The organism is Salinispora sp. CH2A1_6 (assembly GCF_056820975.1).
Genome location: NZ_JBXEDG010000012.1, coordinates 127,753 through 151,896, shown reverse-complemented (window position 1 = coordinate 151,896; position 24,144 = coordinate 127,753). Strand labels below are relative to the sequence as shown.

The 24,144-nt window shown below is 73.2% G+C and carries 23 protein-coding genes; 16 read left to right on the top strand and 7 right to left on the bottom strand.

Annotation, left to right across the window (positions count from 1 at the left end):
* Nucleotides 1-3: 3 nt before the first annotated feature.
* From AC1UKG_RS16315 to AC1UKG_RS16300, 4 genes are read right to left on the bottom strand one after another with little or no spacing between them, the layout of a single operon-like run.
* Complete coding sequence (locus tag AC1UKG_RS16315; protein WP_482642450.1) at nucleotides 4-1,929, bottom strand: MFS transporter; 1,926 nt, start codon at nucleotides 1,927-1,929, stop codon at nucleotides 4-6.
* Nucleotide 1,930: 1 nt separating this feature from the next.
* A complete protein-coding gene (locus tag AC1UKG_RS16310) occupies nucleotides 1,931-5,146 on the bottom strand; it encodes an ATP-binding protein (protein WP_482642451.1) in 3,216 nt (1,071 codons plus the stop codon).
* Between the two features lie 34 nt (nucleotides 5,147-5,180).
* On the bottom strand, nucleotides 5,181-5,543 hold the full coding sequence (locus AC1UKG_RS16305; protein WP_018217477.1) for a hypothetical protein: 363 nt from the start codon (nucleotides 5,541-5,543) through the stop codon (nucleotides 5,181-5,183).
* A 14-nt stretch (nucleotides 5,544-5,557) separates the two neighbouring features.
* Nucleotides 5,558-5,869 carry a hypothetical protein gene (locus AC1UKG_RS16300; RefSeq protein WP_018731401.1) on the bottom strand — a complete coding sequence of 104 codons (312 nt, stop codon included), beginning with the start codon at nucleotides 5,867-5,869 and terminating at the stop codon, nucleotides 5,558-5,560.
* Between the two features lie 338 nt (nucleotides 5,870-6,207).
* Between AC1UKG_RS16300 and folP the strand changes: the two genes are divergently transcribed.
* From folP to AC1UKG_RS16270, 6 genes are all read left to right on the top strand, one after another.
* Entirely contained in the window at nucleotides 6,208-7,125 is a 918-nt protein-coding gene (gene folP, locus AC1UKG_RS16295) for a dihydropteroate synthase (protein WP_018815105.1), read from the top strand.
* A complete protein-coding gene (gene folB / locus AC1UKG_RS16290; protein ID WP_018745201.1) occupies nucleotides 7,125-7,487 on the top strand; it encodes a dihydroneopterin aldolase in 363 nt (120 codons plus the stop codon). The genes folP and folB overlap by 1 nt, the downstream gene beginning before the upstream one ends.
* On the top strand, nucleotides 7,484-8,011 hold the full coding sequence (gene folK, locus AC1UKG_RS16285; protein ID WP_482642452.1) for a 2-amino-4-hydroxy-6-hydroxymethyldihydropteridine diphosphokinase: 528 nt from the start codon (nucleotides 7,484-7,486) through the stop codon (nucleotides 8,009-8,011). Before folB ends, folK begins: the two co-directional genes overlap by 4 nt.
* A 67-nt stretch (nucleotides 8,012-8,078) precedes the next feature.
* A complete protein-coding gene (locus tag AC1UKG_RS16280; RefSeq protein ID WP_018745203.1) occupies nucleotides 8,079-8,570 on the top strand; it encodes a DUF3180 domain-containing protein in 492 nt (163 codons plus the stop codon).
* 120 nt (nucleotides 8,571-8,690) lie between these two features.
* Complete coding sequence (locus tag AC1UKG_RS16275; RefSeq protein WP_033662898.1) at nucleotides 8,691-9,893, top strand: ABC transporter permease; 1,203 nt, start codon at nucleotides 8,691-8,693, stop codon at nucleotides 9,891-9,893.
* A 96-nt stretch (nucleotides 9,894-9,989) separates the two neighbouring features.
* Nucleotides 9,990-10,295, top strand: coding sequence for a hypothetical protein (locus AC1UKG_RS16270; protein WP_018745205.1), 306 nt, complete (start codon nucleotides 9,990-9,992; stop codon nucleotides 10,293-10,295).
* Here AC1UKG_RS16270 and AC1UKG_RS16265 read toward each other — a convergent pair.
* Nucleotides 10,273-11,328, bottom strand: coding sequence for an ATP-binding cassette domain-containing protein (locus tag AC1UKG_RS16265; protein WP_018745206.1), 1,056 nt, complete (start codon nucleotides 11,326-11,328; stop codon nucleotides 10,273-10,275). The two genes, AC1UKG_RS16270 and AC1UKG_RS16265, sit on opposite strands and share 23 nt — an antisense overlap.
* A gap of 2 nt (nucleotides 11,329-11,330) precedes the next feature.
* Between AC1UKG_RS16265 and AC1UKG_RS16260 the strand changes: the two genes are divergently transcribed.
* The 4 genes from AC1UKG_RS16260 (at nucleotide 11,331) to AC1UKG_RS16245 (ending at nucleotide 15,676) form a co-directional block, all read left to right on the top strand.
* Nucleotides 11,331-12,020 carry an ABC transporter permease gene (locus AC1UKG_RS16260; protein ID WP_018745207.1) on the top strand — a complete coding sequence of 230 codons (690 nt, stop codon included), beginning with the start codon at nucleotides 11,331-11,333 and terminating at the stop codon, nucleotides 12,018-12,020.
* Complete coding sequence (locus AC1UKG_RS16255; protein ID WP_018815110.1) at nucleotides 12,017-12,751, top strand: ABC transporter permease subunit; 735 nt, start codon at nucleotides 12,017-12,019, stop codon at nucleotides 12,749-12,751. Before AC1UKG_RS16260 ends, AC1UKG_RS16255 begins: the two co-directional genes overlap by 4 nt.
* Nucleotides 12,752-12,940: 189 nt before the next feature.
* Nucleotides 12,941-13,945 carry a glycine betaine ABC transporter substrate-binding protein gene (locus AC1UKG_RS16250; protein ID WP_018745209.1) on the top strand — a complete coding sequence of 335 codons (1,005 nt, stop codon included), beginning with the start codon at nucleotides 12,941-12,943 and terminating at the stop codon, nucleotides 13,943-13,945.
* Between the two features lie 69 nt (nucleotides 13,946-14,014).
* Nucleotides 14,015-15,676, top strand: a complete 1,662-nt coding sequence (locus AC1UKG_RS16245; protein WP_482642453.1) for a hypothetical protein — start codon at nucleotides 14,015-14,017, stop codon at nucleotides 15,674-15,676.
* A gap of 36 nt (nucleotides 15,677-15,712) precedes the next feature.
* On the opposite strand, the gene AC1UKG_RS16240 is transcribed toward AC1UKG_RS16245, so the two are convergent.
* On the bottom strand, nucleotides 15,713-16,879 hold the full coding sequence (locus AC1UKG_RS16240) for an NADH-quinone oxidoreductase subunit D (protein ID WP_188116845.1): 1,167 nt from the start codon (nucleotides 16,877-16,879) through the stop codon (nucleotides 15,713-15,715).
* On the bottom strand, nucleotides 16,876-17,889 hold the full coding sequence (locus AC1UKG_RS16235) for an SAM-dependent methyltransferase (protein WP_026271661.1): 1,014 nt from the start codon (nucleotides 17,887-17,889) through the stop codon (nucleotides 16,876-16,878). Before AC1UKG_RS16235 ends, AC1UKG_RS16240 begins: the two co-directional genes overlap by 4 nt.
* Before the next feature lie 180 nt (nucleotides 17,890-18,069).
* On the opposite strand from AC1UKG_RS16235, the gene AC1UKG_RS16230 reads away from it, so the two are divergent.
* The 6 genes from AC1UKG_RS16230 to nadC all read left to right on the top strand — a co-directional run bounded on the left by AC1UKG_RS16230 (nucleotide 18,070) and on the right by nadC (nucleotide 24,112).
* On the top strand, nucleotides 18,070-19,011 hold the full coding sequence (locus AC1UKG_RS16230; protein WP_018815112.1) for a Rossmann-like and DUF2520 domain-containing protein: 942 nt from the start codon (nucleotides 18,070-18,072) through the stop codon (nucleotides 19,009-19,011).
* Nucleotides 19,008-19,856: a pantoate--beta-alanine ligase gene (panC, locus tag AC1UKG_RS16225; RefSeq protein ID WP_018815113.1), complete on the top strand. Its 849-nt coding sequence runs from the start codon at nucleotides 19,008-19,010 to the stop codon at nucleotides 19,854-19,856. The genes AC1UKG_RS16230 and panC overlap by 4 nt, the downstream gene beginning before the upstream one ends.
* 23 nt (nucleotides 19,857-19,879) lie before the next feature.
* Nucleotides 19,880-20,308 carry an aspartate 1-decarboxylase gene (gene panD / locus AC1UKG_RS16220; RefSeq protein WP_018815114.1) on the top strand — a complete coding sequence of 143 codons (429 nt, stop codon included), beginning with the start codon at nucleotides 19,880-19,882 and terminating at the stop codon, nucleotides 20,306-20,308.
* Between the two features lie 175 nt (nucleotides 20,309-20,483).
* Nucleotides 20,484-21,371, top strand: a complete 888-nt coding sequence (locus AC1UKG_RS16215) for a septum formation family protein (RefSeq protein ID WP_475889818.1) — start codon at nucleotides 20,484-20,486, stop codon at nucleotides 21,369-21,371.
* 129 nt (nucleotides 21,372-21,500) lie between these two features.
* Nucleotides 21,501-23,219: an L-aspartate oxidase gene (locus AC1UKG_RS16210; protein ID WP_018745216.1), complete on the top strand. Its 1,719-nt coding sequence runs from the start codon at nucleotides 21,501-21,503 to the stop codon at nucleotides 23,217-23,219.
* On the top strand, nucleotides 23,216-24,112 hold the full coding sequence (gene nadC, locus AC1UKG_RS16205) for a carboxylating nicotinate-nucleotide diphosphorylase (protein WP_018745217.1): 897 nt from the start codon (nucleotides 23,216-23,218) through the stop codon (nucleotides 24,110-24,112). The genes AC1UKG_RS16210 and nadC overlap by 4 nt, the downstream gene beginning before the upstream one ends.
* The last annotated feature ends 32 nt before the right edge of the window (nucleotides 24,113-24,144 follow it).

Sequence of the window (24,144 nt, the reverse complement as noted above, 5' to 3'; positions counted from 1 at the left end):
CGATCACCGGGCCTCGGAGCGGATCCGGGGGGTGCTCCGTTCCGGCGCGGGCTTCGTCGCACCGGGTCGGTAGATGACGAAGGAGGGGCTCTCCTGCGGGCCCTCCGGCTCGGTCCAGCTCGCCGGCGCCCGCTGCCGCCGCGGGGCGGGGGTGGTGCGGTCCGGGGAGCTGCGCTCCCCGGACGCCGACGCCCCGTCCGGCCGCTCGCGGTGCTCCGACCGAGCCGCGGTCGCGGGCGCCAGCTCCTCGTGCCGGGCCTCCGGCCGCAGCCTGCGCTGCTCCGCCACCACCGCCCCGCGGCGACCCGAGCTCGGCTCGCCGGCACCGCGGGGCTCCGCGTCGAGGCGGGACGCGGCGCGCATGTCCCGGAAGAACCGGCGGTGCCAGGAGCTGGCTGGGCCGTCTGGCGCACTCCCGCCCTTGCCACCGAGCTGGGTGACCCGTCGGTAGGGGCGCAGCAGCAGCCAGCCGACCACGCCGCAGAGCCAGACCAGCACCACCTGGAGCCAGCCGGGCAGGGTCGGGGTGCTCATGATGAGGTCCACGGCGAAGAGGTAGATCGCGGCGCCGGTGCCGAAGATGGCGATGTTGAAGACCGCCGCGACCACCGCGTTACCCAGTCGGCGCAGCCCGGCGCTCGCCGGGCGGAGCAGGCCGACGGTGCCGAGGATCGGCGCGGCGATCACCGCCCAGCGGAAGAGCAGGAAGCCCAGCAGTACCAGCACCGACGCGGTGAGATCGAACATCGCGAAGAGCAGCGCGGCGAGCACCGCGATGAAGCCGGCGCCGACCCGGTCCATGTCCCGGAGCCCCTGGAGGTACTCGTACGCCTCCGGATCCTCCTGCTTGATCTGCTGCGCGACCCGCGCCCACTGCTGTTGCTTGGCCCGGACGGTGGCCTCCCGGGTGGCAGGGAACTCCCGGAGCTTCTCCACCTCCTGCCAGGAGAAGGACTTCGCGTCGTAGAGCGCCGGCCCGTACTTCTTCGCGGTCTCGCTGTCGGCCGAGCCCAGCACCCCGCGCAGCCAGTTGCGGTAGAGCATCGTCTCGGTGGCCGTGTCGCTCGCCCGCACCGCCGGCGGCCGGTTGTCGGCACAGGCCGCCGGATTCGGGACCGGGCACTGATCTGGTGGGATCTCCTTCGTGGCTGGTCCGACCGCGTCGTGGACCACCCCCAGTGTGGTGACCAGGGTGCCGTCGGCGACGTTGGCGGACTTCACCGGCCAGGCCGCCAGCGCGGTCACCGCCACCATCACGAGCAGGGCCCAGCCCGCGGTCGTCATGGCGTTGCTCATGTCCGACTGGCGGGAGCGCCAGAGCAGATAGAGCCCGACCACGCAGAGGGTGACGATCCCGAAGACGCTGAACACCTTCTGGTAGACCGCCGTGGTCGCCTGCTCCACCAGCGGATCGGCCCAGCCCCACATCGACCGCGGATCCCAGGCCCGCTCCCGCAGGGCGTTCGAGGCGCCGACGATCGCCGTGGCGATCATGAATTCGCCGTTGGCGACCGTGTTGGTGAACTTGTAGTCCGGGTGCAGCACCGCGGTGGCGCAGCCGCTGTCGATGTCGTAGGTGGAGTAGCTGTATCCCGCGTAGCCGTAGTCGCTGTAGAACCCCTGGCGGCCGTCTTCTGTAGCCGACTCCGGGCGGGCCGCGAACCAGCCGGCGAGGCCGGAGTCCGGCGCCGTCGGCGTCGGGGCGTTGCGGCAGGTGACGTCGTCCTCGGCCACCTCCGCGAGCCGGGCGACACAGGCGCGGAAGTCGGCCTGCCACTCCGCGGTGGTGCAGGGTCCGGCTGGGGCCTGGGTGGACAGCTCCGGGGCCGGTGCCGCCGCCGCGCCGATCCCCGGCCAGCTGACCGTGGCCCCGGCGAGGACGCCGAGAGCGAGCAGAAGCGCCACCGTCCGAGCCCGGGCCCCGGCCATCTCACGCCTCCAGATCCGCTACGACGGGTAGCACTCCAGCCGCGGCGGCGATCGCCGCCGGTGTGGTGTCGAGGTGCTCGAGCAACCCATCGACGTACGAGACGTCGACCCGGACCTTCTGCACCCGCCCGTCCACGTCGCGCATGACGAACTCGCGGTAGCCGAGGCGGGCGGCCGAGGAGCTGTCGGCGGCGGAGAGGGAGGCGAGGGTGGCCTCATACCCGTCGTTGACCGGGACCCGCAGCAGGCGCAGCGCCTCGGAGGCGATCTCCTCGTCCTCGGCGATCCGCCCGACGAAGACCGTGGAGACCAGGTTCTGTACGTCGAGGCCGAGGATGTCCTTCGGGTTCTGCGAGGCGACCAACGCGGCCAGGTTCCACTTGCGGGAGTCCCGGGCCAGCCGGACCAGGAACGACCGCCCCGAACGCCAACCCTCCATGAAGTGCGCCTCATCCAGCCCGACCAGCTTGCGCGAGGACATCGAGCCGCCGTAGCAGCGGCGGACGGCGAGCCGGTGCGCGGTGTGCAGCATGGGCAGGGCGAGCGCCTCCTCCGCCGACCAGTACTCTCGCTCGATCTTGAGGTCCGGGAGGCGGAGGCCGGCCATCGTGATCACCGTGAGGGTGGCGTCCGGCCCGAGCAGCCCCTCCGGGGGGCGACCGAAGAAGAGCATGGCCAGCGGCATCTCGGCGGTGTCCAGCAGGAGGTTGGCCAGCTCCCGGCCGGCGTCGTCGTCGAGCTTGCCCAGGGTGGCGACCACATCGTCCAGAGTGGCTGTCTCCTCCGCCGGCACCTGGCGCACGGCGTGCCGGAAGAGCGTGGCGGTGGAGGCCTCCCGCGCGACCTGTGGCGGCACCAGCATCATGCAGATGTCCTGGACCAACATCCGGCGCTCGGCCCGGGCGTTGGAGACCGCGATCTCGAACTCCCGATCGCCCGCGTCACCGGCGCTGAACTCACTCCGCAGCGGCGTGGGAATCAGCGAGTACGGGGCGAGGGTGCCGGGCTCGGAGCCGGTCAGGTTCAGCGCCCGTGCGTACGGGGCCAGCTCCGGCATGGCGCAGAGCCGGGCGAGCGGGCCGGAGGGGTCGAGCAGCGTCACCTGGACGCCGCGGCGGGCGGCGAGGTAGCCGAGGGCGCCGAGCAGGGTGGACTTGCCGCCGCCGGGCTCGGCCACGAAGACCCCGAGCCCCGAGCGTTCCCGGACCTCCATCGGGAAGTGTAGGTCGAGGAAGACCGGCCGGCGGCAGGTGCCGGCGGTCCGCCCGATCAGGTCGCCCCGGCGATCGCCGACGGTGGAGGCGGCCTGCGGGAGCGCGGCGGCGAAGAGGTTGACCGGCATCCGGCGGACGTAGCCGGTGTTGGCGATCGGCTCTCCGGGGATGAACTCGCGGGCCAGCCAGTCCTGGTTCTTCGGGTGCTGGAGCGAGACCCGTAGCTCTCGGGAGTAGAGCTGGATCAGCCGCCGGGCGCGTTCCAGGCACTCCTCTCGGGTCCGCCCGCCGACGGCGAGCCGGTGCCAGCCGTGCGCGCGGGCGGATTCGACCGGCAGCCCGGTGGTCATCTCGTCGCCGATGACCAGGGCGCGCTCCGCGAGGCGCTCCAACTCGGGTGGGGCGTCGATGCCGTGCTCGGCGTAGTCGAGCTGCTGGGAGCGGATCATCCGCAGCCGGTGCTCCAGGTTCCGGAAGGAGTCGCCGGAGCCGAGGATGTCGACCCGGCTGGACAGCTCCATCGGCCAGGGCAGGCGCTCGTGGAAGTGCAGCCAGGGCTCGTGTCGTTCGGGGATTTCCAGCGGTTCCATCCGGCCCACGGCGAGGACGGCGACGTGCCCTTCCTCCCCGGTCATCCGGTTGACCAGCTTGACCGTGGACCCGTACGGGGTGCGGTAGCGCTCCACCTGTTCGGTCAGGGCGAGTAGGTCGCCGCGTTCCCAGTGCCCGTCGGTGACCGGGGAGAGCCGCCCGGGCGGGGCCATGCAGAGCGCCACCGAGCGGTAGAGGAGCCACTCCAGCTCCGGTGTGGTGACCCGGCGTCCGCGCATACCGAAGGCACCCAGCACCTCGTCGAACTGCTCGACGGTGCGGCCGAGCTTGCGTCGTTCGCCTTCGGCGACGCCGCGACCGAAGCTGCGTCGTACCCGCTCCACCAGCGAGTTGCCCAACGAGCGCCGGGCGAAGGTCACCCCCAGGTACGTCTGTCCCTCGGCGTGGTTGACCGAGTGCAGGTGCCGCTGCGCGGCAACCAGGTGATCTGCCCAGCTCGGTGTCCCCGGGACGTCGGGGAGCGGTGCCCGGGTGTGGGTGTCGATGGTGCGGGCCCACTCGTCGGCCGGGAAGGGGCGGGTGGTGCGCCGCAGGTGCAGGCGGAATCCGGCCAGCCCGGCGTACTGCTCGGAGATCGCCGCGAGCAGTGCCTCCCGCTCGGCGTCGGGGCGGAAGGCCCAGCGTACCTCGGGTAGCCAGTACCAGGCGGTGACCGTGTTGGGGGTGAAGGTCAGGTGGCCGGCGATCTCGGTGATGGCCAGCTCCACCGACGGGTCCCGGTCCCTGAATTTGATCTTCGGTGGCCGGACTCGTGCCGGTTTGGTGGTGCGGTCCCCACGGCCGGTGGAGCGCCGGTCGGACGGGGGCGCGTCTCGGCTGTCCGGCTCGGACCGTTCGCCGGGGTGGCGCCGCGGCGCGGTGCCGGTTGGCGGCGGGGCGGCCGCCCCGGTCGCTGCCGGCGGGGGCGCTGCCCCGGTCGCTGCCGGGGCGAGCCGTTCGCCGACCTGGTGCGGTACCCGGGTGGAGCGCCGGGCCGACCCGGCGGGCGACCGCTCCACCTCGGCCGGTGCGGCGGGAGCGGTGGGTGTGGCGGGAGCGGTTGATGCGGCGGGCGGATCTCCGGCGCCGAGCTGTTGGGGGATGGTCGGCTGCTGTTCGCGCGTCGCTACCCGGCCCGGGGCGGACCGGGCCGGGCGGGTCGCGCCGAACAGGTCGAGGAAGGGGGAGTCGATGTCGGTGCCGCCGGTCGGCGTCGGCTCCGTGGGCGTCCGCTGCTGCAGTGGGCGAGGGGCCTGGAAGACACCGACTCCGCCGTGACCCGGGGAGGTGGCCCGGGCCGGGTCGTGGTGGGCCTCCTCGAGCTCCGTGGCGTAGTCAACAGACTGCGCTGCGTCACCTTGGGTCGCGGCCGACTGCCCGGCCGGGGATCCCGGCGCGTAGTGGGAACTCATGCGACCGCCTCACCCGTGTCGTTGCACTGCCCGGTCATGCCAGTTCCTCTCGGATCCTGATCCGGCTGCCGACCAGGCGGGGGTCGCGTTGCTCGGCGGCCGGCTCCCGGGTGCGCCGCCAGTCGGTCAGCGCGGTGTGGATCACCATCCGCGCGGGCCGGTCCGGGTCGACGTACCGGAAGACGAACGAGGTGGTCACGATCGCGAGGGCGATCTCCCACGCCGGGAAGAGCTCGACCTGCAGCGTGAACAACCAGTGGACGAACATGTAGAGGGGAACGAGCAGCATGAAGAGCCCGTACTGGGCGTACGGGAGGTGGACCGGGAGGGTGTAGCCGGGGGGCCCGAGGTAGACCAGGCGAGCCCGGTAGATGTCGTCGTCGGTGCGCAGCCGCATGCTCGTGCCCGCGCCTATTCGAAGATCAGGTCGATCAGGTAGTCACCGACGAAGAAGAGGGTGGCGGCCCCGGCGATGAAGGCCAGGCCGACGATCGCGATGGCCGAGCTCGTCAGTACCTTGGAGATCTCGCCCCGGCTCGCCCGACCGATGAAGATGACGCCCAGGACGGCCAACAGGATCGGGGCGATCTTGCTGGCGAAGAAGGCGACGACGCCTTCGGTGTTGATGCCGGTGGGCGCCGGCTCGGCGAGCGGTGTCGAGCTCAGGGCGGTGAGAGCGTGGGCGGCGGACGATGCCGCCTCCGTCAGCTCGATGGCGATCACTGGAAACCTCCCCATTTCGCGGCCGGCGGCGCCGCGGCGGTGCAGTAGGCATGCCTGGCGGGAACGGTGCTCACGTTGCGGCTAGGCCGCCGCGGTCGTCACCCACCACGAGCGGGTGGGTGCTGGGCGGATTTTCCCGCTTCGGCCCTCCCTCCAGGCTTCGCCATCTCGATGCTCGGCAATTCCAAAGCGTACGGCCACCCACTGTCTGCGACAAGCCACGAAGAATGACCCCGATCCGACTCGGTCGTCCGACCCCACACCTGCACCGACGCGCATGTCAGCGCCCCGGGGCCGGGCGGCGTGGGAGCGCCAACGAGGACCGGTACGGTCTCCTTGTGACCGATCTGGTGCAGGCCGCGTCCCCGGTGGTGATGGGCATCCTGAACGTCACGCCGGACTCCTTCTCCGACGGCGGACGCTACGCCGATCTCGATGCCGCCATCGCACACGGCGTGCGGCTGCACGGCGACGGTGCCCACCTGGTGGACGTGGGTGGCGAGTCCACCCGACCCGGGGCGGAGCGGGTGGCCGCCGACATCGAGGCGGCCCGGGTGCGACCGGTGATCCGCGAGCTGGCCGCCGCCGGCGTGCCGGTCAGCATCGACACCACCCGGGCGCGGGTGGCCGAGCTGGCGCTCACCGCCGGGGCGCAGGTGGTCAACGATGTCTCCGGTGGGCTCGCCGACCCGGACATGGCCCGGGTGGTCCGGGACGCCGGCTGTCCCTGGGTGCTCATGCACTGGCGCGGGCACTCCCGCGAGATGCGGGAGCTGGCCCGCTACGGCGACGTCGTCGCCGACGTCAAGGCCGAGCTGGCGCAGCGGGTCGAGGCGGCCCTCGCCGCCGGGGTGGCGGCCGACCGCATCGTCATCGACCCGGGGCTCGGCTTCGCGAAGACCGCCGCCCACAACTGGGAGCTGAGCGCCCGGCTGCCGGAGCTGCTGGCGCTCGGCTACCCGCTGCTCTTCGCCGCCAGCCGCAAGTCCCACCTGGGCGCGCTGCTCGCCGTTGACGGCACGCCGCGGCCGATCGAGGGTCGGGAGGTCGCCACCGTCGCCACCAGTGTGCTCGCGGTCGCGGCCGGCGCCTGGGGAGTGCGGGTGCACGACGTCCGCGCCACCGCGGACGCGCTGGCCGTCTGGCGGGCCACCGGATCGCCCCGGCTGGCCGCCACCAGGTCGTCCGGGCCAGCCGCCACCAGATCGTCTTGGCCGGCCGCCGCCGGCGGTGCCCGAGCCGGGAGAGAGCAGTGATGGCCGACCGGATCGAGCTGACGGGCTTGCGGGTGCACGGCCGGCACGGGGTGTACGACTTCGAGCGGGCGCACGGGCAGGATTTCGTCGTGGACGCGCTGCTGGAGCTGGACCTCGCCCCGGCCGCCCGTTCGGACGAGGTGGCCGACACCGTCCACTACGGCGAGTTGGCCGAGCGGCTGACGGCGGTGGTGGCCGGGGAGCCGGTCAATCTGATCGAGACCCTCGCCGACCGGCTCCTCACGGTCTGTCTGGCCGACCCCCGGGTCCGTAGCGCCACGGTGACGGTGCACAAGCCGCAGGCTCCGATCTCGGGTAGCTTCACCGACGTGGCCGTCACCATGACCAGGTCTGTCTCGTGACCCGCGCCCTGCTCTCGCTCGGCAGCAACCTCGGCGACCGGGCCGACCACCTGCGGTCGGCGGTCACCGCGCTGGGTGAGTCCGTGCTTCTGGTCTCCGGCGTCTACGAGACTCCGCCCTGGGGCGACCGCGACCAGCCCGCGTACCTGAACGCCGTGGTGTTGGCCGTAGATCCCGCAGCGGCGCCGGAGGACTGGCTGGCGCGGGCCCAGACGGCCGAGCGTGCGGCCGGCCGGGAGCGCGATCCGGCCCGGCGTTTCGGGCCCCGCACCCTCGACGTCGACGTCATCGCGGTCTGGACCCAGGACGGCACGCCAGTGCTCCGGGACGATCCCGAGCTGACGCTGCCGCACCCCCGCGCCCACCTGCGCGCCTTCGTCCTGCGGCCCTGGCTCGACCTGCAACCGTACGGGCGGCTGCCGGGCCACGGCTGGGTAACCGACCTGCTGAACTCGGCGCCGGTCGGTGCGGACGCGTTGCAGCTGCGTCCCTGCCCCGAAGTGGGGTTAGAGTCAACGGCATGAGGCAGCGGAGCCGGCGGGCATGACGCAGTCGAGGTCATCACCTCCGGACGGCACGGGCCCCGGCCGGATGGGCCCCACCCGGATCTCCACACTGGTGGTCGCCGGCCTCGCCGCCGCCGGGGTGGCGTGGCTGCTGATCAGCTTCTTCTACTACGACTACCTCCCCGGCGACCTGCCCTGGCTGCCGGTGGTCACCCTGGCCGGGCTCGCCGTGCTGGAGGCGTACGCCGCGGTGAACACCCGGGCCCGGATCGCGCGCCGGCCGGGGAAGGAGCCGGTGAACCCGCTCTTGGTTGCCCGCCTCGTGGTGCTGGCAAAGGCGTCGGCGCTGGCGGGGGCGATCTTCGTCGGCTTCTACGCGGGCCTGACCGGGTGGCTGTTCGTGGAGGACACCCAGGTCGCGGCGAGCGACCGGAACGTGGCGGGGAGCAGCCTGCTCGCCGCCCTGGCGCTGGTGGCCGCCGCGCTCTGGTTGGAGCGCTCCTGCCGGGTTCCGGAGCAGGAGGATGACCAGGACCGCGAGCCCGGCGACCGGGAAGGCCGCTTCGGCCAGCGCTGAGCCTGGGCTTCCGCCGCGCTTGCCGCGCGGGTACGGTGCCTGCCACCGGAGAGTAACGGCTGCCCCCCGGACCGTTTCGCGCATCGGGCCCGGGACGGACGGCCAGTGGAGGGCGGCTGCATGGGGTACGACGAGTCGGTGCGAGGCAGTGCGGAGCCCTCCCCCGGTGCCCACCCCGTCGTCCCTGGCCCGGATCCCGTCCAGGTCGAGTCTGGTCGGGACCGGCTCGGCGTGCACGTCGTCTGGGAGTTCCTGCTCCTGGTGGGCGCGGCCGGAGTCGCGTACCTGCTCTGGCGGGACAACCCGGACACACTGCGGGGTGACGGCCTGCGGTCGCTGCTCGTTGACGGTGCCGTCCTTGGGATGCTGGCCCTCGCCGCCGGGCTGAGCCTGCGTGCCGCGGCGGTGAATCTGGCGATCGGGCCGGCGGCCGTCGCGGCGGCGCTGCACCTGGCGGAGCAGGGGGACCGGGGCGCGGTGGCCGCCCTCGGCCCGGCGCTCGCCGTCGGGGTGCTCGGTGGGCTGCTGCTGGCGTTCGTGGTGACGGTACTGCACGTCCCCGCCTGGGCGGCCAGCCTCGCCGCCGGCGCGGCGCTGGTCGGGTACATCGAGCGGCATAGTGACCCGGTTCTGCCGCAGGGCAGCTACGACCCGACGAGCGACGCGCTCTATCTGTTCGCCGGGTTCGCCGCGCTCGCCGTGCTCGGCGGGCTGTTCGGCGCGTTACGGCCGATCCGTCGGTTGGTCGGCCGGTCCCGTCCGGTTACCGATCCGGCCCGCCGGCAGGGCGTGCTGGCCCCGGTGGTGGCCGGCGGGGCGCTGGTCGGCTCCAGCGTCTTGGCCGTGCTGGCCGGCTCCCTACTGGGGACTCCCGCCGTCGGCCCGGTCGCGGTGGGGTCGGGGCTGGACTGGACCGTCCTGGCGGTGGGAACGGCGCTGCTCGCCGGCACCAGTGCCTTTGGCCGCCGGGGTGGCCTCCTCGGTACCCTGCTGGCCGTCTCGTTGGTCACGCTCGTCCTCGCGGACCTGCAGGCGAGCGGCCTCTCCGCGAGTCGCTGGGCGGTCGGGGCGGTGGTGCTCGGGGTGGGGCTGGTGGTCACCCGGTTGGTCGAGGCGTATGGGGGGTCGCGGGACGATCGGGGGGCGGTCGCCGACCGCCCCGATGCCGACGAGCAGCTGCCTGCCGACTGGAACGTGCGGCGGCCCGAGCCGCTCCCGGACTGGGCCGCGACCCTGCCGCCCCAGCCGGCCGAGAGCCCGACAGATCAGTGGGAGCTCCCGGACTGGGGGACCGGACGGCACTGGGACCCCAGCCGCCGCTGACCCCCGTCCGGCAGGTCGCCGCTGACCCGCCCAGCAGGTCGCCGCTGACCTGCGTCTGGCAGATCGGCGGGGAGCCCGACGGTTAGGCTCGGCCGCATGACCGACACACCTTCGACCTTCCCCGCCGACCGGTCGTTCGAGGAGTTGGACGCACTCTCCACCGAGGAGCTGCGCAACCAGGCGTTCGCGGTGGCGCGGGAGCGCCGTGACGTGCGGTTCTTCTGGTCGGTTCTGCGACACCTGCCGAACGCCGACGAGGCCGCCGCCCTGGATGGCGCGCCGAACTCGGTCGGGCCGACCGTCGACGAGGCGGTGGCGCTGTGGCGGGAGCTGACCGGCCACGGCTACGAGGAGTCGGCGCCGCTGCTGCGGGCGGCCTTCATCGACTATCTGCGGGGGTGACCGCCCCGTTGGGAACGGGCGGCCGGCTCTGGTGGTCGGGGTGACCCAGGTCGAGCAGGCGGGATCGGGTGAGCACACCCACGGGCTGCTCCTGGTCGGTCACCACCACCCGGTCCGCCGCGGAGGTCAACAGAACCCCCAGCGCGTCGTATGCCGACGCTCCGAGCGGCACCGTGGGGAGTCCGGCGGAGATCGGGGTGGCGGAGAGCGGCTCGACCGTCTCCCGGGTGACCGGGGTGACGGCCAGGCGTCGGATGCCCCGGTCGGCACCGACGAATTCCCGGACGAACGGGGTGGCCGGCGTGCCAAGCACGGCGGCCGGGGTGTCGAACTGCTCCAGACGGCCGCCCTCGGAGAGCACCGCGATCCGGTCGCCGAGCCGAACCGCCTCGTCGAGGTCGTGCGTCACCAGCACGATCGTCTTGCGAACCTCGGCCTGCAACCGCAGGAACTCCTCCTGGAGCCGGGTCCGGACGATCGGGTCGACCGCGGAGAAGGGCTCGTCCATCAGCAGGACCACCGGGTCCGCGGCGAGCGCCCGGGCCACCCCCACCCGCTGCCGCTGACCGCCGGAGAGTTCGTGCGGATAGCGGGTCCCGAACTGAGCCGGGTCCAGACCGACCAGCTCCAACAGCTCGGTGACTCGCTGCCGGCGGCGGTCGCGGGGCCAGCCGAGCAGCTGCGGCACGGTGGCGACGTTCGCGCTGATGGTCTGGTGCGGGAAGAGGCCGACGTTCTGGATCACGTAGCCGATGCGGCGGCGCAACCGGACCGGGTCCACTCGCGTGACGTCTTCCCCGTCGAGCAGGATCCGGCCGCCGGTCGGCTCGATCAGGCGGTTCACCATCCGGAGCACGGTGGACTTGCCGCAGCCGGAAGGGCCGATCAGCACCACCAGCTCACCGGCGGCGACCTCCAGGGTCAGCTCGTGGACCGCCTCGGTGCCGTCCGGGTAGCGCTTGCCGATCTTGTCAAGGGAGATCGAGGCCGCACGCGCCTCGTCGGCGGCGGATCCCCGCGGGGTAGCGTCCACACATGTCCTTCCGCTTGAGCTACCGGGCCGACCCGGGTAACCCGTGGTTCTCCTGGCAGTACGTGCGGGACAACTCTGACACGATCCTCACCGCACTGCGCGAGCACACCTCGCTTACCGTGCGGGCGGTGCTCATCGCGGTGCTGATCGCGGTGCCGCTGGCCGTGGCCGCGTACTGGTTCCGCGCTCTGGCCGGGCCCATCCTGGCCGTCACCGGTGTGCTCTACACCATTCCGTCGCTGGCGTTGTTCGCCTTCCTCGCGCCGTACCTGGGGATCGGGGCGGTGACCGTGCTCACCGTGGTGGTGCTCTACGCGCTGTTGGTGATTGTCCGTAACGCGCTCGCCGGGCTCACCCAGGTGCCGCCCGAGGTGCGGGAGGCGGCGGAGGGTATGGGGTATGGCCGCTGGGGGCGGTTGTTCCGGATCGACTTGCCGCTGGCTCTACCGGGCATCCTCACCGGGCTGCGCCTGGCGACGGTCTCGACGGTGGCGCTGGTCACCGTGGGGGTGGTCGTGGGGCGGGGCGGGCTCGGTCAGTTGATCTTCGCCGGCTTCCAGAACAACTTCTACAAGGCGCAGATCATGACCGGTACGTTGCTCTGCGTCCTGCTCGCCCTGGTGTTCGACCTCGCCCTGGCCGGTGCCGGGCGGCTGCTCACCCCGTGGCTGCGTCGCCGGAGCGCGGCATGACCGCGGCGGCGGGGCCGATCGAGGCGGCGGTGGTCTGGCTCAACGACCCGCTGAACTGGACAAATCCGGGCGGCATCCTGGATCGAACCGGCGAGCATCTCGCCATCTCCGCGGCGGCGGTGCTGCTGGGCTGCCTGGTCGCGTGGCCGATCGGGCTCTGGCTCGGGCACACCGGGCGCGGCGGCGGGCTGGTCGTGCTGGTGGCCAACCTGACGCTGGCCGTGCCGACGCTGGCCCTGCTCACCATCCTGCCGTTGACCTTTCTGGGCTTTGGCCGGCCCCCGGTGGTGGTGGCGCTCGCGGTCTTCGCGATCCCACCGTTGCTGGCCAATGCGTACACCGGGGTGCGTGCGGTGGATCCGGAGGCCCGGGACGCGGCCCGCGGGATGGGCTTCTCCGGCGGGCAGCTGCTGCGTCGGGTCGAGCTGCCGCTCGCCGTGCCGTACCTGGCGGCGGGGTTTCGCACCGCGGCGGTGCAGGTCGTGGCGACCGCCGCGCTGGCGTCCTTCGTCAACGGGGGCGGCCTGGGGCAGATCATCCGGGCCGGGTTCGGCCTGGACATCGCCGCCGGCGGCGGGCAGATCCTCGCCGGTGGGCTGCTGGTGGCGGGGCTCGCCCTGCTGGTGGAGCTGGTGTTGGCACGGGTCGAGCGGCTGGTCACCCCGCGCCCGCTGCGCAGCCGCGGCCGGCGGGCGGGGCGGCGCGCGGCCGACGCGGTCAGTGGCGCCTGACCGGGCTCGCAGAGCGCATCGGCTGGCTCGGGCCCTCGCCCCCGCAGCGGGTGACGATCCGGTGACGAAGTCCGACCGGAGTTTGTCGTACCCGGCTGGAGAATGTTGGGTGGGAAGCGCGGGCACCGATCGCCCGTCGGACACGCGGCCGGCGCAGGAGCCGTGCCGGGACACGGAAGGCGGGCAGGCATGCACGCACGCACACGGTTGGCGATCGGCGCGGTTGGCGCCCTGACCACGGCCGGGCTCTTGACCGGCTGCGGCGAGGCCGGTTCGTCGGGCACGGACGCGCCCGAGACAGCGGCGACGGGGGTGGGCTGTGCCCCGGTGGCCGGTGACGAGCTGGTCGTGCTGACCGACGACAAGTCGCTGCAGAACAGCGACAACATCATCCCCGTGGTCAACGCCGATGCCGCGGCTCCGCCGCTCGTCGCCGCCCTGGATCAGGTCTCCGCCGCGCTGGACACGCCGAAGCTGATCCAGCTCAACAAGGCCGTGAACGAGGACCGCAAGACGCCCGCGGTCGCGGCGGCGGAGTTCGCCACCGCCCACGACCTCACCGCCGGCATCGCGAAGGGGCCCGGCGGCACGATCAAGGTCGGGGCCGCCAACTTCAGCGAGAGCGAGACCCTCGCCGAGCTCTACAAGATCGTGCTGGTCGCCGCCGGCTACCAGGTCGAGGTGCAGCAGATCGGCAGCCGGGAACTCTACGAGCCCGCCCTGGAGAAGGGCGAGATTCAGGTCTTCCCCGAGTACGCGGCCACCCTGGCCGAGTTCCTCAACACCAAGGCGAACGGCGAGGGCGCCGAGCCGGTCTCCTCGCCGAACCTGGACGAGACGGTCGCCGCGTTGACGGCGCTCGGCGCGGAGGCCAACCTGGCCCTCGGCGCGCCGGCCGCGGCCCAGAACCAGAACGCCTTCGCCGTCACGCGGGCGTTCGCCGACCAACACGGTGTGCGGACTCTCTCCGAGCTGGCCGAGAAGTGCTCTGGCCAGGAGACGGTTCTGGCCGGTCCGCCGGAGTGCCCGCAGCGGCCGAAGTGCCAGGCCGGGCTGATCGAGGTCTATGACTTCCGGGCCGGGTCGTTCAGCTCGCTGGATGCCGGCGGTCCGCAGACGAAGAACGCTCTGCGGACCGGCGAGGTCAGCGTGGGTCTGGTCTTCTCCTCCGATGGAGCCCTCACCGCCGGCTGAGCCCCGTAGGAGCAGGGCGCGTTGCGCTGGCGTTCCCACGCGGCGCAACTCTCGGTAGGCTGCACAGCCATGCCCGTCCCGGCCGTGACCGATGACACACGTAACTCGCGGTTGCCCACGGCACTGTTCCGGGTCGGGGTGGCGTGCGCCCCGGTGGCGGCGCTGGTCGTGCTCATCGCCGACAGCAACGGGCTGTTACGGGTCGCCGCCGTACTGGCCATCCTGGCGGTCGTGCTGATCGGCCTGTCGATCGCGTTGCGTCCCGACGGTGCTGCCCCAGCCGGAGAGCTGCGGGGCGAGATCGAACGGCTTCGCCATGAGCTGCACGGCGAGATCGTGGCTGCCGCCCAACGGGGCAATCAGGCGCTCGACCAGACGCAGCGCACCCAGGAGGCGGTTGTCGCGCTCGGCCGACGCCTCGACGCCGGTGTCGCCGCACCGGCCGAGACCGGAGGTGCGCAGCGGGCGCGGGCTCCGGTGGACGTGCCGGCCGGGCGGGCGGCCGTTCCGGATGCCGATCACCGGGGTGACCACGAGCGCGACCGGAGCAGCGCGGATGAATCCCCGCCCCGGGCGCCCGCCCCGGGCGGCCACTCCGCGGCCGGGGCGGCGGGGGCGTACGCCGCGTTCCGCCCATCGGCCGGAGAGCATGGGGCCAGCGACCGCTTCGCCGGTCAGCCCGGCGCCGAGCGGGCCGCCGGCACCTATGGCAGCACCGCCGGCGCCGCCGGCACCCATGGCGGCACCGCCGGCGCCGCCGGCACCCATGGCGGCACCGCCGGCACCTATGGCGGCGCTGACGGTGGTGCCTGGTCGCCGGAGCCGGATGGCCGGCACGCGGCCCCCCTGCGCGGCGTGGTGCGGCATACCGAGACGGTGCATGTCACCCGGCACACCGTGGTTGACGGCGGCCGGAGCCATTCCAGCGCCCCCGTCGGCGACTATGACCGACGATGGCCGTCCGGCCCAGACAGACCGTCGTGGTCCGAGGAGGGGGAGCGCCGCTCCGGGGCCGAGGCCGGGACCGGGGACCGGGAGCGCCGCTCCTGGCCGGGCGCCGACGACTCCGTTGACCGGTCGTGGTCGGACCGGGGCGGGTGGGTGCGCGACGATCATGGGTTGGGCGAGCCGCCGGAGGTCGCCCGGGCCGAAGCGCAGTGGGACGACCAGGGCTGGGCCAACCAGCCAGATGGCCCGGGCTGGGGCGGTGAGCGGTCTGACCGCGGCGGCGGCAACCAGCAGGGCGGGGAGCTTGCGGCGGGCGGCGACGCGGAGGGCGAGTACTGGTCGCAGCTGCGGGCCGGAAACCGCTGGGCCGCCGTCCGGGAGGACGAGCGGGGGCACGAACTGCGGCTGGGTGAGCAGCGGGCGCAGGCGCACGCGGATCGCGGTGGTGCCGAATACCGGGTGGACCAGCGGTGGGCCACGGTCCGTCGGGACGATCCGGGACGCGGCCACGCCGATGGCGGGGGCGGGTGGTCCGAACCGGCGGACAGATCGGCGCTGCCCCCGGCGTCCGCCGAGTGGGGGCCGCCCCGGCAACGTCAGCCCGAGCCTCAGTGGCAGCCCGAGCCTCAGTGGCAGTCAGGGCCCCAGTCAGAGCCCCAGCCTGAGCCCCGGTGGCAGTCGGGGCTCCAGTCAGAGTCTCAGCCTGAGCCCCGGTGGCGGTCAGAGCCTCCGCGCCAGCGGGAGCCGGGCCGGTACGGCCGCGGAGACAACCGGTGGCGTTGACGGTTGCGGCAACGCCGAACGGCGCGGCCGGCCCGCTCACTTGTCGATGTCGCCGACCACGAAGAACATCGAGCCGAGGATGGCGACCAGGTCCGGCACCAGGCAACCGGGCAGGAGGGTGGCCAGCGCCTGCACGTTGGCGTACGACGCGGTGCGCAGCTTGAGCCGCCACGGCGTTTTCTCCCCCCGGGACACCAGGTAGTACCCGTTGATGCCGAGCGGGTTCTCGGTCCAGGCGTAGGTGTGCCCCTCGGGCGCCTTGAGCACCTTCGGTAGCCGGGTGTTGATCGGGCCGGTGAGCCGGTCCACTCGGTCCAGGCACTGCTCGGCGAGGTCGAGCGAGACGTACACCTGGTCGAGCAGCACCTCGAAGCGGGAGTGGCAGTCACCGGCGGTGCGGGTCACCACCGGCACGTCGAGCTGGTCATACGCCAGGTAGGGCTCGTCCCGGCGTAGGTCGAGGTCGAGGCCGGACGCGCGGGCGACCGGTCCGGAGGCGCCGAACGCGGCGGCCTGGGCCGCCGAGAGCACCCCCACGCCGACGGTACGGGCCAGGAAGATCTCGTTGCGGCGGATCAGGTTGTCCAGGTCGGGCAGGCTTTGCCGGACCTCACCGATGGCCGCCCGGGCCCGCCCGGTCCAGCCGGCCGGCACCTCCTCCTTGAGCCCACCGACCCGGTTGAACATGTAGTGGATCCGCCCGCCGGAGACCTCCTCGAGCACCGCCTGGAGCGTCTCCCGTTCCCGAAAGGCGTAGAACATCGGGGTGATCGCCCCGATCTCCAGCGGGTACGAGCCGAGGAACATCAGGTGGTTGAGGACCCGGTTCAGCTCGGCGAGCGCCATCCGGAGCCAGGTGGCCCGCTCCGGCACCTCCATCCCCAGCAACCGCTCCACGGCGAGCACCACGCCGAGTTCGTTGGCGAACGCGGAGAGCCAGTCGTGCCGGTTCGCCAGCACGATGATCTGCCGGTAGTCGCGGACCTCGAACAGCTTCTCCGCGCCCCGGTGCATGTAGCCGACGATCGGTTCGGCGCTGACCACCCGCTCGCCGTCGAGCACCAGCCGCAGCCGGAGTACGCCGTGCGTCGAGGGGTGCTGCGGACCGATGTTGAGCACCATGTCCGTGCCGAGTTGTTCCCCACCGGCGCCGGTGCCGACGGTCAGTTCGCGGAGATCGGCGTCCGTGGTCATGCCTGTCATGGTGCCACGAGTGGGTCGAGGGTGACGCCGGCCGGCTGGAGGAGCCACCAGTGCCCGCCGAGGCCCGCCGGGTCGATCAGCTCGGCCACCGCCGACGCCGCGGAGAGGGCCCGGAGGTATCCCGCGGGGTCGGTGCCGGCTCGTGCCAGCGGTGGGCGGCGGCCGTCGGCGCCGAGCGCCCGCAGCGCCGTCCGCTGTGCCACCAGGGTGTACGGGAGCTGCGCGACCTGCATACCGGCGGCGGCGACCGAGTCGACGGCGAGGTGCGCGGTGACGTCGCACGATCCGTCGGGTACGGGTGGGACCTGCCGTCCGTTCCGGTAGCCGGTCAGCGTCCCGACGAGCGGTCGCGCCTGCCGGAGGTGCCCGTAGTCCACGGTGACCGCCAGCCCCCGGTCGAGTCGCCCGACGGCGTCTGCCCAGGCGTCGTCGCGGGTCCGGCCGATCTCGGCGCGGGTGCCGGGGTTGTCGGCCGGCGGCGCCCACCACCGGGCCAACCAGTCGGCGTCCTCCGGGCTGACCGGGCTGCCGACCGTCTCCTCGCCGGTGCCGGGGTCCACCAGGAGATACCGCCAGCCCATCGGGGTGGCCACGGCCAGGTCCAGCGGGACGTTGTCGAGCCACTCGGTGGCCAGCAGGAGGCCGGTGATGCCCGTGGGGATCTCCTGCGTCCAGCTGATCTCCGCGGGGAGCTCCGCGGGGCGCGGCGCACGTTCGACGGCGGTGAGGCGTAGCCGGCGGGCGAGGGATGGGTCGGTGGCCGCGGCGGTGCTGGCGTGCAGGGTGCGCAGCAGTTCGCCCCGCCCCGCCCCGACATCGACAACTGCGAGTGGGGTTGGGTGGTCCAGGGCGGCGTCAACGGTGGCGATCAGCCGGTGCAGGGCCGCCGCGAACGCCGGGGAGGCGTGCACGCTGGTCCGGAAGTGGTCGGCCGGGCCACCACCGGAGACGAAGAAGCCGGTTGGCCCGTACAGCGCCCGCTCCATCGCGTCCCGCCAGCAGATCGACATCAGCTCCTCCTTCGGTCCGGCCGCCCCGCTTGTGCAGTGGCCCCGCTCGTCGCCTTCGGTGGCGAACAGGTCTCCCCGGACCACCGGTGGTGAACGTTTTCACACCTCCCTGTCCCGGTTCCGGCACCGCGACGCATACTTGCCAACGACCGGTACCCCTCCGAGGACTGGATCATCGTTATGAGTGCTGTGCTGTCTCCGCGTCCTGTCGATCAGGCGGTTGACGCTCCCACCCTCCGTTCTCTGACCATCGGCGTGATCGGCGTTGGCCGGGTCGGTGCCGTCTTGGCCGCTGCTCTCGCCGCTGCCGGGCACCGGGTCGTCGCCGCGGCGGGGGGCTCCGCCGCCTCACGTGCGCGGATGGCGCTGCTCCTGGCCGACGTGCCACGGCGGCCGGCGACCTCGGTAGCCCGCGCTGCCACCGATCTCCTGCTGGTGGCGGTGCCGGATGACGCCCTCGCGGGGGTCCTCACCGGCCTCGCCGAAGCCGGGGCACTGCGTCCGGGACAGGTGGTCGCGCACACCTCCGGCGCGCACGGCCTGGCGGTACTGGCGCCGGTCGTGGGGGCCGGGGCCAGCCCGCTGGCCCTGCACCCCGCGATGACCTTCACCGGTACGCCGGACGATCTCACCCGGCTGCCCGGCATTTCGTACGGGTTGACCGCCCCGGCGCAGCTGCGCCCGTTTGCCACCCGGCTCGTCGCCGACCTCAACGGCGTACCGGAGTGGGTCGCCGAGTCGGACCGTGCGCTCTACCACGCCGCCCTCGTGCACGGCTCCAATCACCTGGTCACCCTCGTCAACGAGGCGGCCGACCGGCTGCGGGACGCCGGGGTGACCGAGCCGGATCGGGTGCTCGCCCCGCTGTTGCGGGCCGCCTTGGACAACGCGCTGCGGCTCGGAGACGATGCGCTGACCGGACCGGTCGCCCGGGGCGACGCCGGCACCATCGAGCGGCACCTGACCCAGCTCGGGGCGACCGCGCCGGAATCGGTGGGCCCCTATCTGGCGTTGGCTCGACGGACGGCGGACCGCGTGATTGCGGCCGGCCGGCTGCAGCCCGCGGCGGCGCAGCCGGTGCTGGAGGTGTTGGGTGGGCGGGATCGGGAGGTGGCGGCGTGACCAAGCTGGTGCACACCCGTGCCGACCTGGCGGCGGCGCGGGAGGCGCTGACCGGCACCGTGGGCGTCGTCATGACCATGGGTGCCCTGCACTCCGGGCACGAGACCCTGCTGCGGGCGGCCCGGGAGCAGGCGGACAACGTCGTGGTCACGATCTTCGTGAACCCCCTCCAGTTCGGGCCGGACGAGGACTTCGACCGGTACCCCCGCCCTCTCGAGGAGGACCTGGAGATCTGCCGCCGGGCCGGTGCGGCGGTGGTCTTCGCGCCAGCCGCGCCGGAGCTCTACCCGCAGGGCCAGCCCCGGGTCTGGGTCAACCCGGGCCAGCTCGGTGAGGAGTTGGAGGGGCAGAGCCGCCCGGGCTTCTTCCACGGGGTGCTGACCGTGGTGCTGAAGTTGCTCCAGCTCACCCGGCCGGACCAGGCGTTCTTCGGCGAGAAGGACTATCAACAGCTGACCCTGGTCCGCCGGATGGTGCGTGACCTGGAGGTGCCGGTGGAGATCGTTGGCGTGCCGACGGTCCGGGAGCCGGACGGGTTGGCCCTGTCCAGCCGAAACCGTTACCTGTCGCCCGACGGGCGGGCGGCTGCGCTGAGCTTGTCGGGGGCCCTGCAGGCGGGGGTAGCCGCCGCCGCCGGGGGCGCGGACGCGGGCGCGGTGCTGGCCGCCGCGCACGCTGCTCTCGACTCCGGCCCACCCGGCGTCGAACTGGACTACCTGGTGCTCACCGATCCGGAGCTGGAGCCGGGGCCCGGCACCGGACCGGCGCGGCTGCTCGTGGCCGCCTGGGTCGGCACCACCCGTCTGATCGACAACGTGTCGGTCGAGCTCGCCCCGCGTTTCTGACCCACCCTCACGAAAGGCGTCTGATGCTGCGCACCATGCTCAAGTCGAAGATTCACCGGGCCACGGTCACCCAGGCCGACCTGCACTACGTCGGCTCGGTCACGGTGGACCAGGATCTGCTGGACGCCGCCGACCTGCTCCCGGGCGAGCAGGTGGCGATCGTGGATGTCACCAACGGCGCCCGGTTGGAGACCTATGTGATCCCGGGCCAGCGAGGCAGCGGCGTGATCGGCATCAACGGCGCCGCCGCCCACCTGGTCCACCCGGGTGATCTGGTCATCCTGATCGCCTATGGACAGCTGGAGGACGCGCAGGCGCGTACCTACCAGCCGCGGATCGTGCACGTCGATTCGGGTAACCGGATTGTTGATCTGACCGCGGATGCGGCCACGGCGGCGCCCGGGACGGCGGGGGCGCCGGTCCCCAACCCGTTGGCGGACTCGCTGGCCTGACCGGGCCGCGTGCCCGCGTGTCGCCGCTGGCGGGCGGGCGCGGCACCGGCCTCGTACCCAGCCGCGATGCGTCCGCCCACCGGAGCCACGCCACCAGGCTCTGTTACTGGCCGGGCATTCTTGGCTACCCTGGGTGGACTCGTCGGTAGACGGGGCGTCGACCCTGGGAGGCGACGTGGGACATCGGGTGGGGAAGGGCGCGAGCGCGGTCGCTGTGGTGCTGCTGGCTGGCTGCGCCGGGCCGACCGACGGTGACCTGACCGACGACTGGGGGGCGCTGCCCGCCGCCCGTCCGTTCACCCCCGAGTCGGGGGTCTGCCAGGTGGCCGACGCCACCGCCCAGGTGGCCCTGGCGGCGTACCAGCCGGTGGAGTGCACGCTCCCGCACCGGGTCGAGACCGTGCACGTGGGCACCTTCTCGACCGGGCAGTCGGGCCCACCGGCTGCCGACTCGGCCGACCTGCGGGGCGCGTTCACCGACTGTGACATCCGCAGCAGCACGTACGTGGGGGCCGATTGGCGGGCCGGGCGGCTGCGGCTCTGGTTGGCTGTCCCGTCCCCTGCGGGCTGGGCCGCTGGTTCCCGTTGGTACCGCTGTGACCTCACCGAGGTGACCACCGCTGAGGCGGGCGCCGAGGCGGTCCTGCGCACCGGCAATCTGCGTGGCGCGCTCGCCGACGGGTCGCCGTTGCGGCTCGGTTGCCAGCAGAGTGGCCCGGATCGGGGCGGTGGGGTGGGTGCCCTGCGCCCCGTGGACTGCCGCAGCCGGCACGACGCGGAGTTCGTCGGGGTGTGGCGGGCACCGGAGCGCCCGTACCCCACCGCGGACGCGGACTGGGCGCCGCTCTACGCCGGCTGCCGCAGCGAGATCGCGCGCTTCGCTGAGGTGCCCGACGACCCGACGCTACGGCTGCGGGTCGATGTGGTGGTCCGTCCACCCAGTGTCGGCCGGTGGGAGGTCGGCGATCGGGGGGTCCGCTGTTACCTGTGGCTCAGCGACCGCCAGGTGACCGGGTCGCTGCAGGGGGCCGGTCCGGCCCGGTTGCCGGTCCGGAACCGGTGACGGGGAGCTCGCTGCGCTCTGCTTCGGCCTCGTCGGAGCGCAGACCGGCGCGGTCGGGTACGGCGTTGCCCAAACCACTCGTCTCGCCCCCGCCGCCTCCTGCGTGCGTTGTTCGGGTTGACTGTGGGGATGGACCTACCGACCGGTGACTGGCCGGCCCTGCCCCGGCTACTGGCGGCCCCCGCGCCCGGGTGGGTGGAGACGACTGACGTGATCGTCGTCGGCTCCGGTGTCGCCGGGCTGACCGCCGCGCTCCACCTGCGGGAGGCGGGCCTGCACGTCACGGTGGTCTCCAAGGTTGACATTGAGGAGGGCTCGACGCGCTGGGCGCAGGGCGGCATCGCCGCGGTGCTCGATCCGCACGACACCCCCGCGGCCCACGCCTCGGACACCGAGGTCGCCGGGGTGGGCCTCAGCGATCCGGCGGCGGTCCGGGTCCTCGTCGAGGAGGGGCCCACCCGGCTGCGGGAGTTGATGCGGATCGGCGCGGAGTTCGACCGCAACCCGGATGGCTCGCTCATGCTCACCCGGGAGGGCGGGCACCGAGCGGACCGGATCGTGCACGCGGGTGGCGACGCCACCGGTGCCGAGGTGCAGCGGGCACTACACGCCGCCGTACGTCGGGATCCGTGGATCCGGCTCGTCGAGCACGCCCTGGTGCTGGACCTGCTCCGGGCCCCCGGTGACGGTCCGGACGGGCTCGGCCCCGCCTGTGGGGTGACCCTGCATGTGTTGGGTGAGGGCAGCGAGGACGGCGTCGGGGCGATCCTGGGGCGCGCGGTAGTGCTCGCGACCGGGGGGATGGGGCAGGTCTTCGGGGTAACGACCAATCCCGCGGTCTCCACCGGCGACGGGGTGGCCCTCGCGCTGCGGGCCGGGGCCGCCGTCACCGATGTGGAGTTCGTCCAGTTCCATCCGACCGCGCTGATCGTCCCGCCGTCCGCCCGGGTGGACGGGGCCCGGCACGCCCAGCAGCCGCTGGTCTCCGAGGCGCTGCGGGGCGAGGGAGCCCAGCTGGTCGACTCCGACGGCAAGCGGTTCATGGTCGGGCAGCACGAGCTGGCGGAGCTGGCCCCCCGGGACGTGGTCGCGAAGGGCATCCACCGGGTGCTGCTGGCCACCGGCGCGGACCATGTCTTTCTCGACGCCCGGCACCTCGGCGGTGCGTTCCTTGCCCGCCGCTTTCCCACCATTGTGGCGTCCTGCCTGGCGATCGGCGTGGATCCGGCGACCGACCTGATTCCGGTGGCCCCGGCGGCGCACTACGCCTCCGGCGGTGTCCGTACCGACCTGCACGGCCGTACCTCCATCCCCGGCCTGTACGCCTGCGGTGAGGTCGCCTGCACCGGTGTGCACGGCGCGAACCGGCTGGCCAGCAATTCGTTGCTGGAGGGGCTGGTCTTCTCTCGCCGGATCGCGGTCGATCTGGCGACCGGTCTGCCGGAGCAGCTGCGCCCGGCGCCGACCGGTGCCTGGGTGGGGGGTACGGGTCGGGTGCTCCCCGTCGCCGGCGTTCCCGCCCTGCAACGGGCGATGACGCGGGGCGCGGGCGTGTTGCGGTCGGCGGCGACCCTGGCCGACACGGCGGCTGCCCTGGTAGCGCTCGGTGACGCCGAGGGAGTTCCCCGCACCGCGGACTGGGAGGCGACGAACCTGCTGACCGTGGCGACCGTGCTGGTGGCTGCCGCCACCGCGCGGCGGGAGACCCGGGGTTGCCACTGGCGGGAGGACTTTCCGGTGGCCGACGAGCGGTGGCGTGGCCACCTGGTCGGTGCCATCGATCCGCAGGGCCGGCTGAGGCAGGGGTGGCGGGGGTTCGGGGTTACTGAGCGTGGGGAGGGAACATGACCGGAGAGACCGAGGGCTTGTTGCGGGCGGCGGGGCTGGACCCGGAGCGCGTACGACGGGTGATCATCGACGCGCTCCTGGAGGATCTGGGGCCGGAGTTTCTCGACGTGACCAGTGTCGCCACGATCCCTGACAGCCAGGTTGACACGGCGGACGTGGCCGCCCGCGCCGACGGGGTGGTCGCCGGGTTGCCGGTGGCCGCAGCGGTGTTCGAGCTGGTGGGCGAGGTGACCGGAGCCGACCGTACGCTGGCGGTGTCGCTCGTCGCCCACGACGGGCAGCGGGTGGCCCGCGGCGACGTGCTGGCCACGGTGACCGGCCCGACCCGGCTGCTGCTCACCGCCGAGCGCACCGCGCTGAACCTGCTTTCCCGAATGTCGGGTGTCGCCACCCACACCCGGGCCTGGGCCGACGCGTTGGCCGGCACGAAGGCGCTGGTGTTGGACACCCGGAAGACGACCCCGGGCCTGCGGGCGCTGGAGAAGTACGCGGTCCGCGCCGGCGGCGGCACCAACAAGCGGATGGGCCTGCACGACGTGGCCATGGTCAAGGACAACCACAAGCTGGCGGCCGGTGGGGTGGCCGCGGCGTTCCGGCGGGTCCGGGCGGCGTTCCCGGGCGTGGGCGTGCAGGTGGAGGTGGACACCCTCGCCGAGGCGGTGGAGGCGGTGGAGGCGGGCGCCGACTTCCTGCTGGTCGACAACATGGGGGTGGAGTCGCTGCGTGAGGTGGTGAGCGCGGTCGGGGAGCGGGCCGAGTTGGAGGCGACCGGGGGGCTGACGCTGGACGTGGCGGCGGACGTGGCGGCTACCGGGGTGGACTTCCTGTCGGTTGGCGCGCTCACCCACTCGTCGTCGATTCTGGATATCGCGCTGGACCTACGGACGGAGTGAGGGAGAGCGGGCCGCCGGTCGTTCCGGTGGTC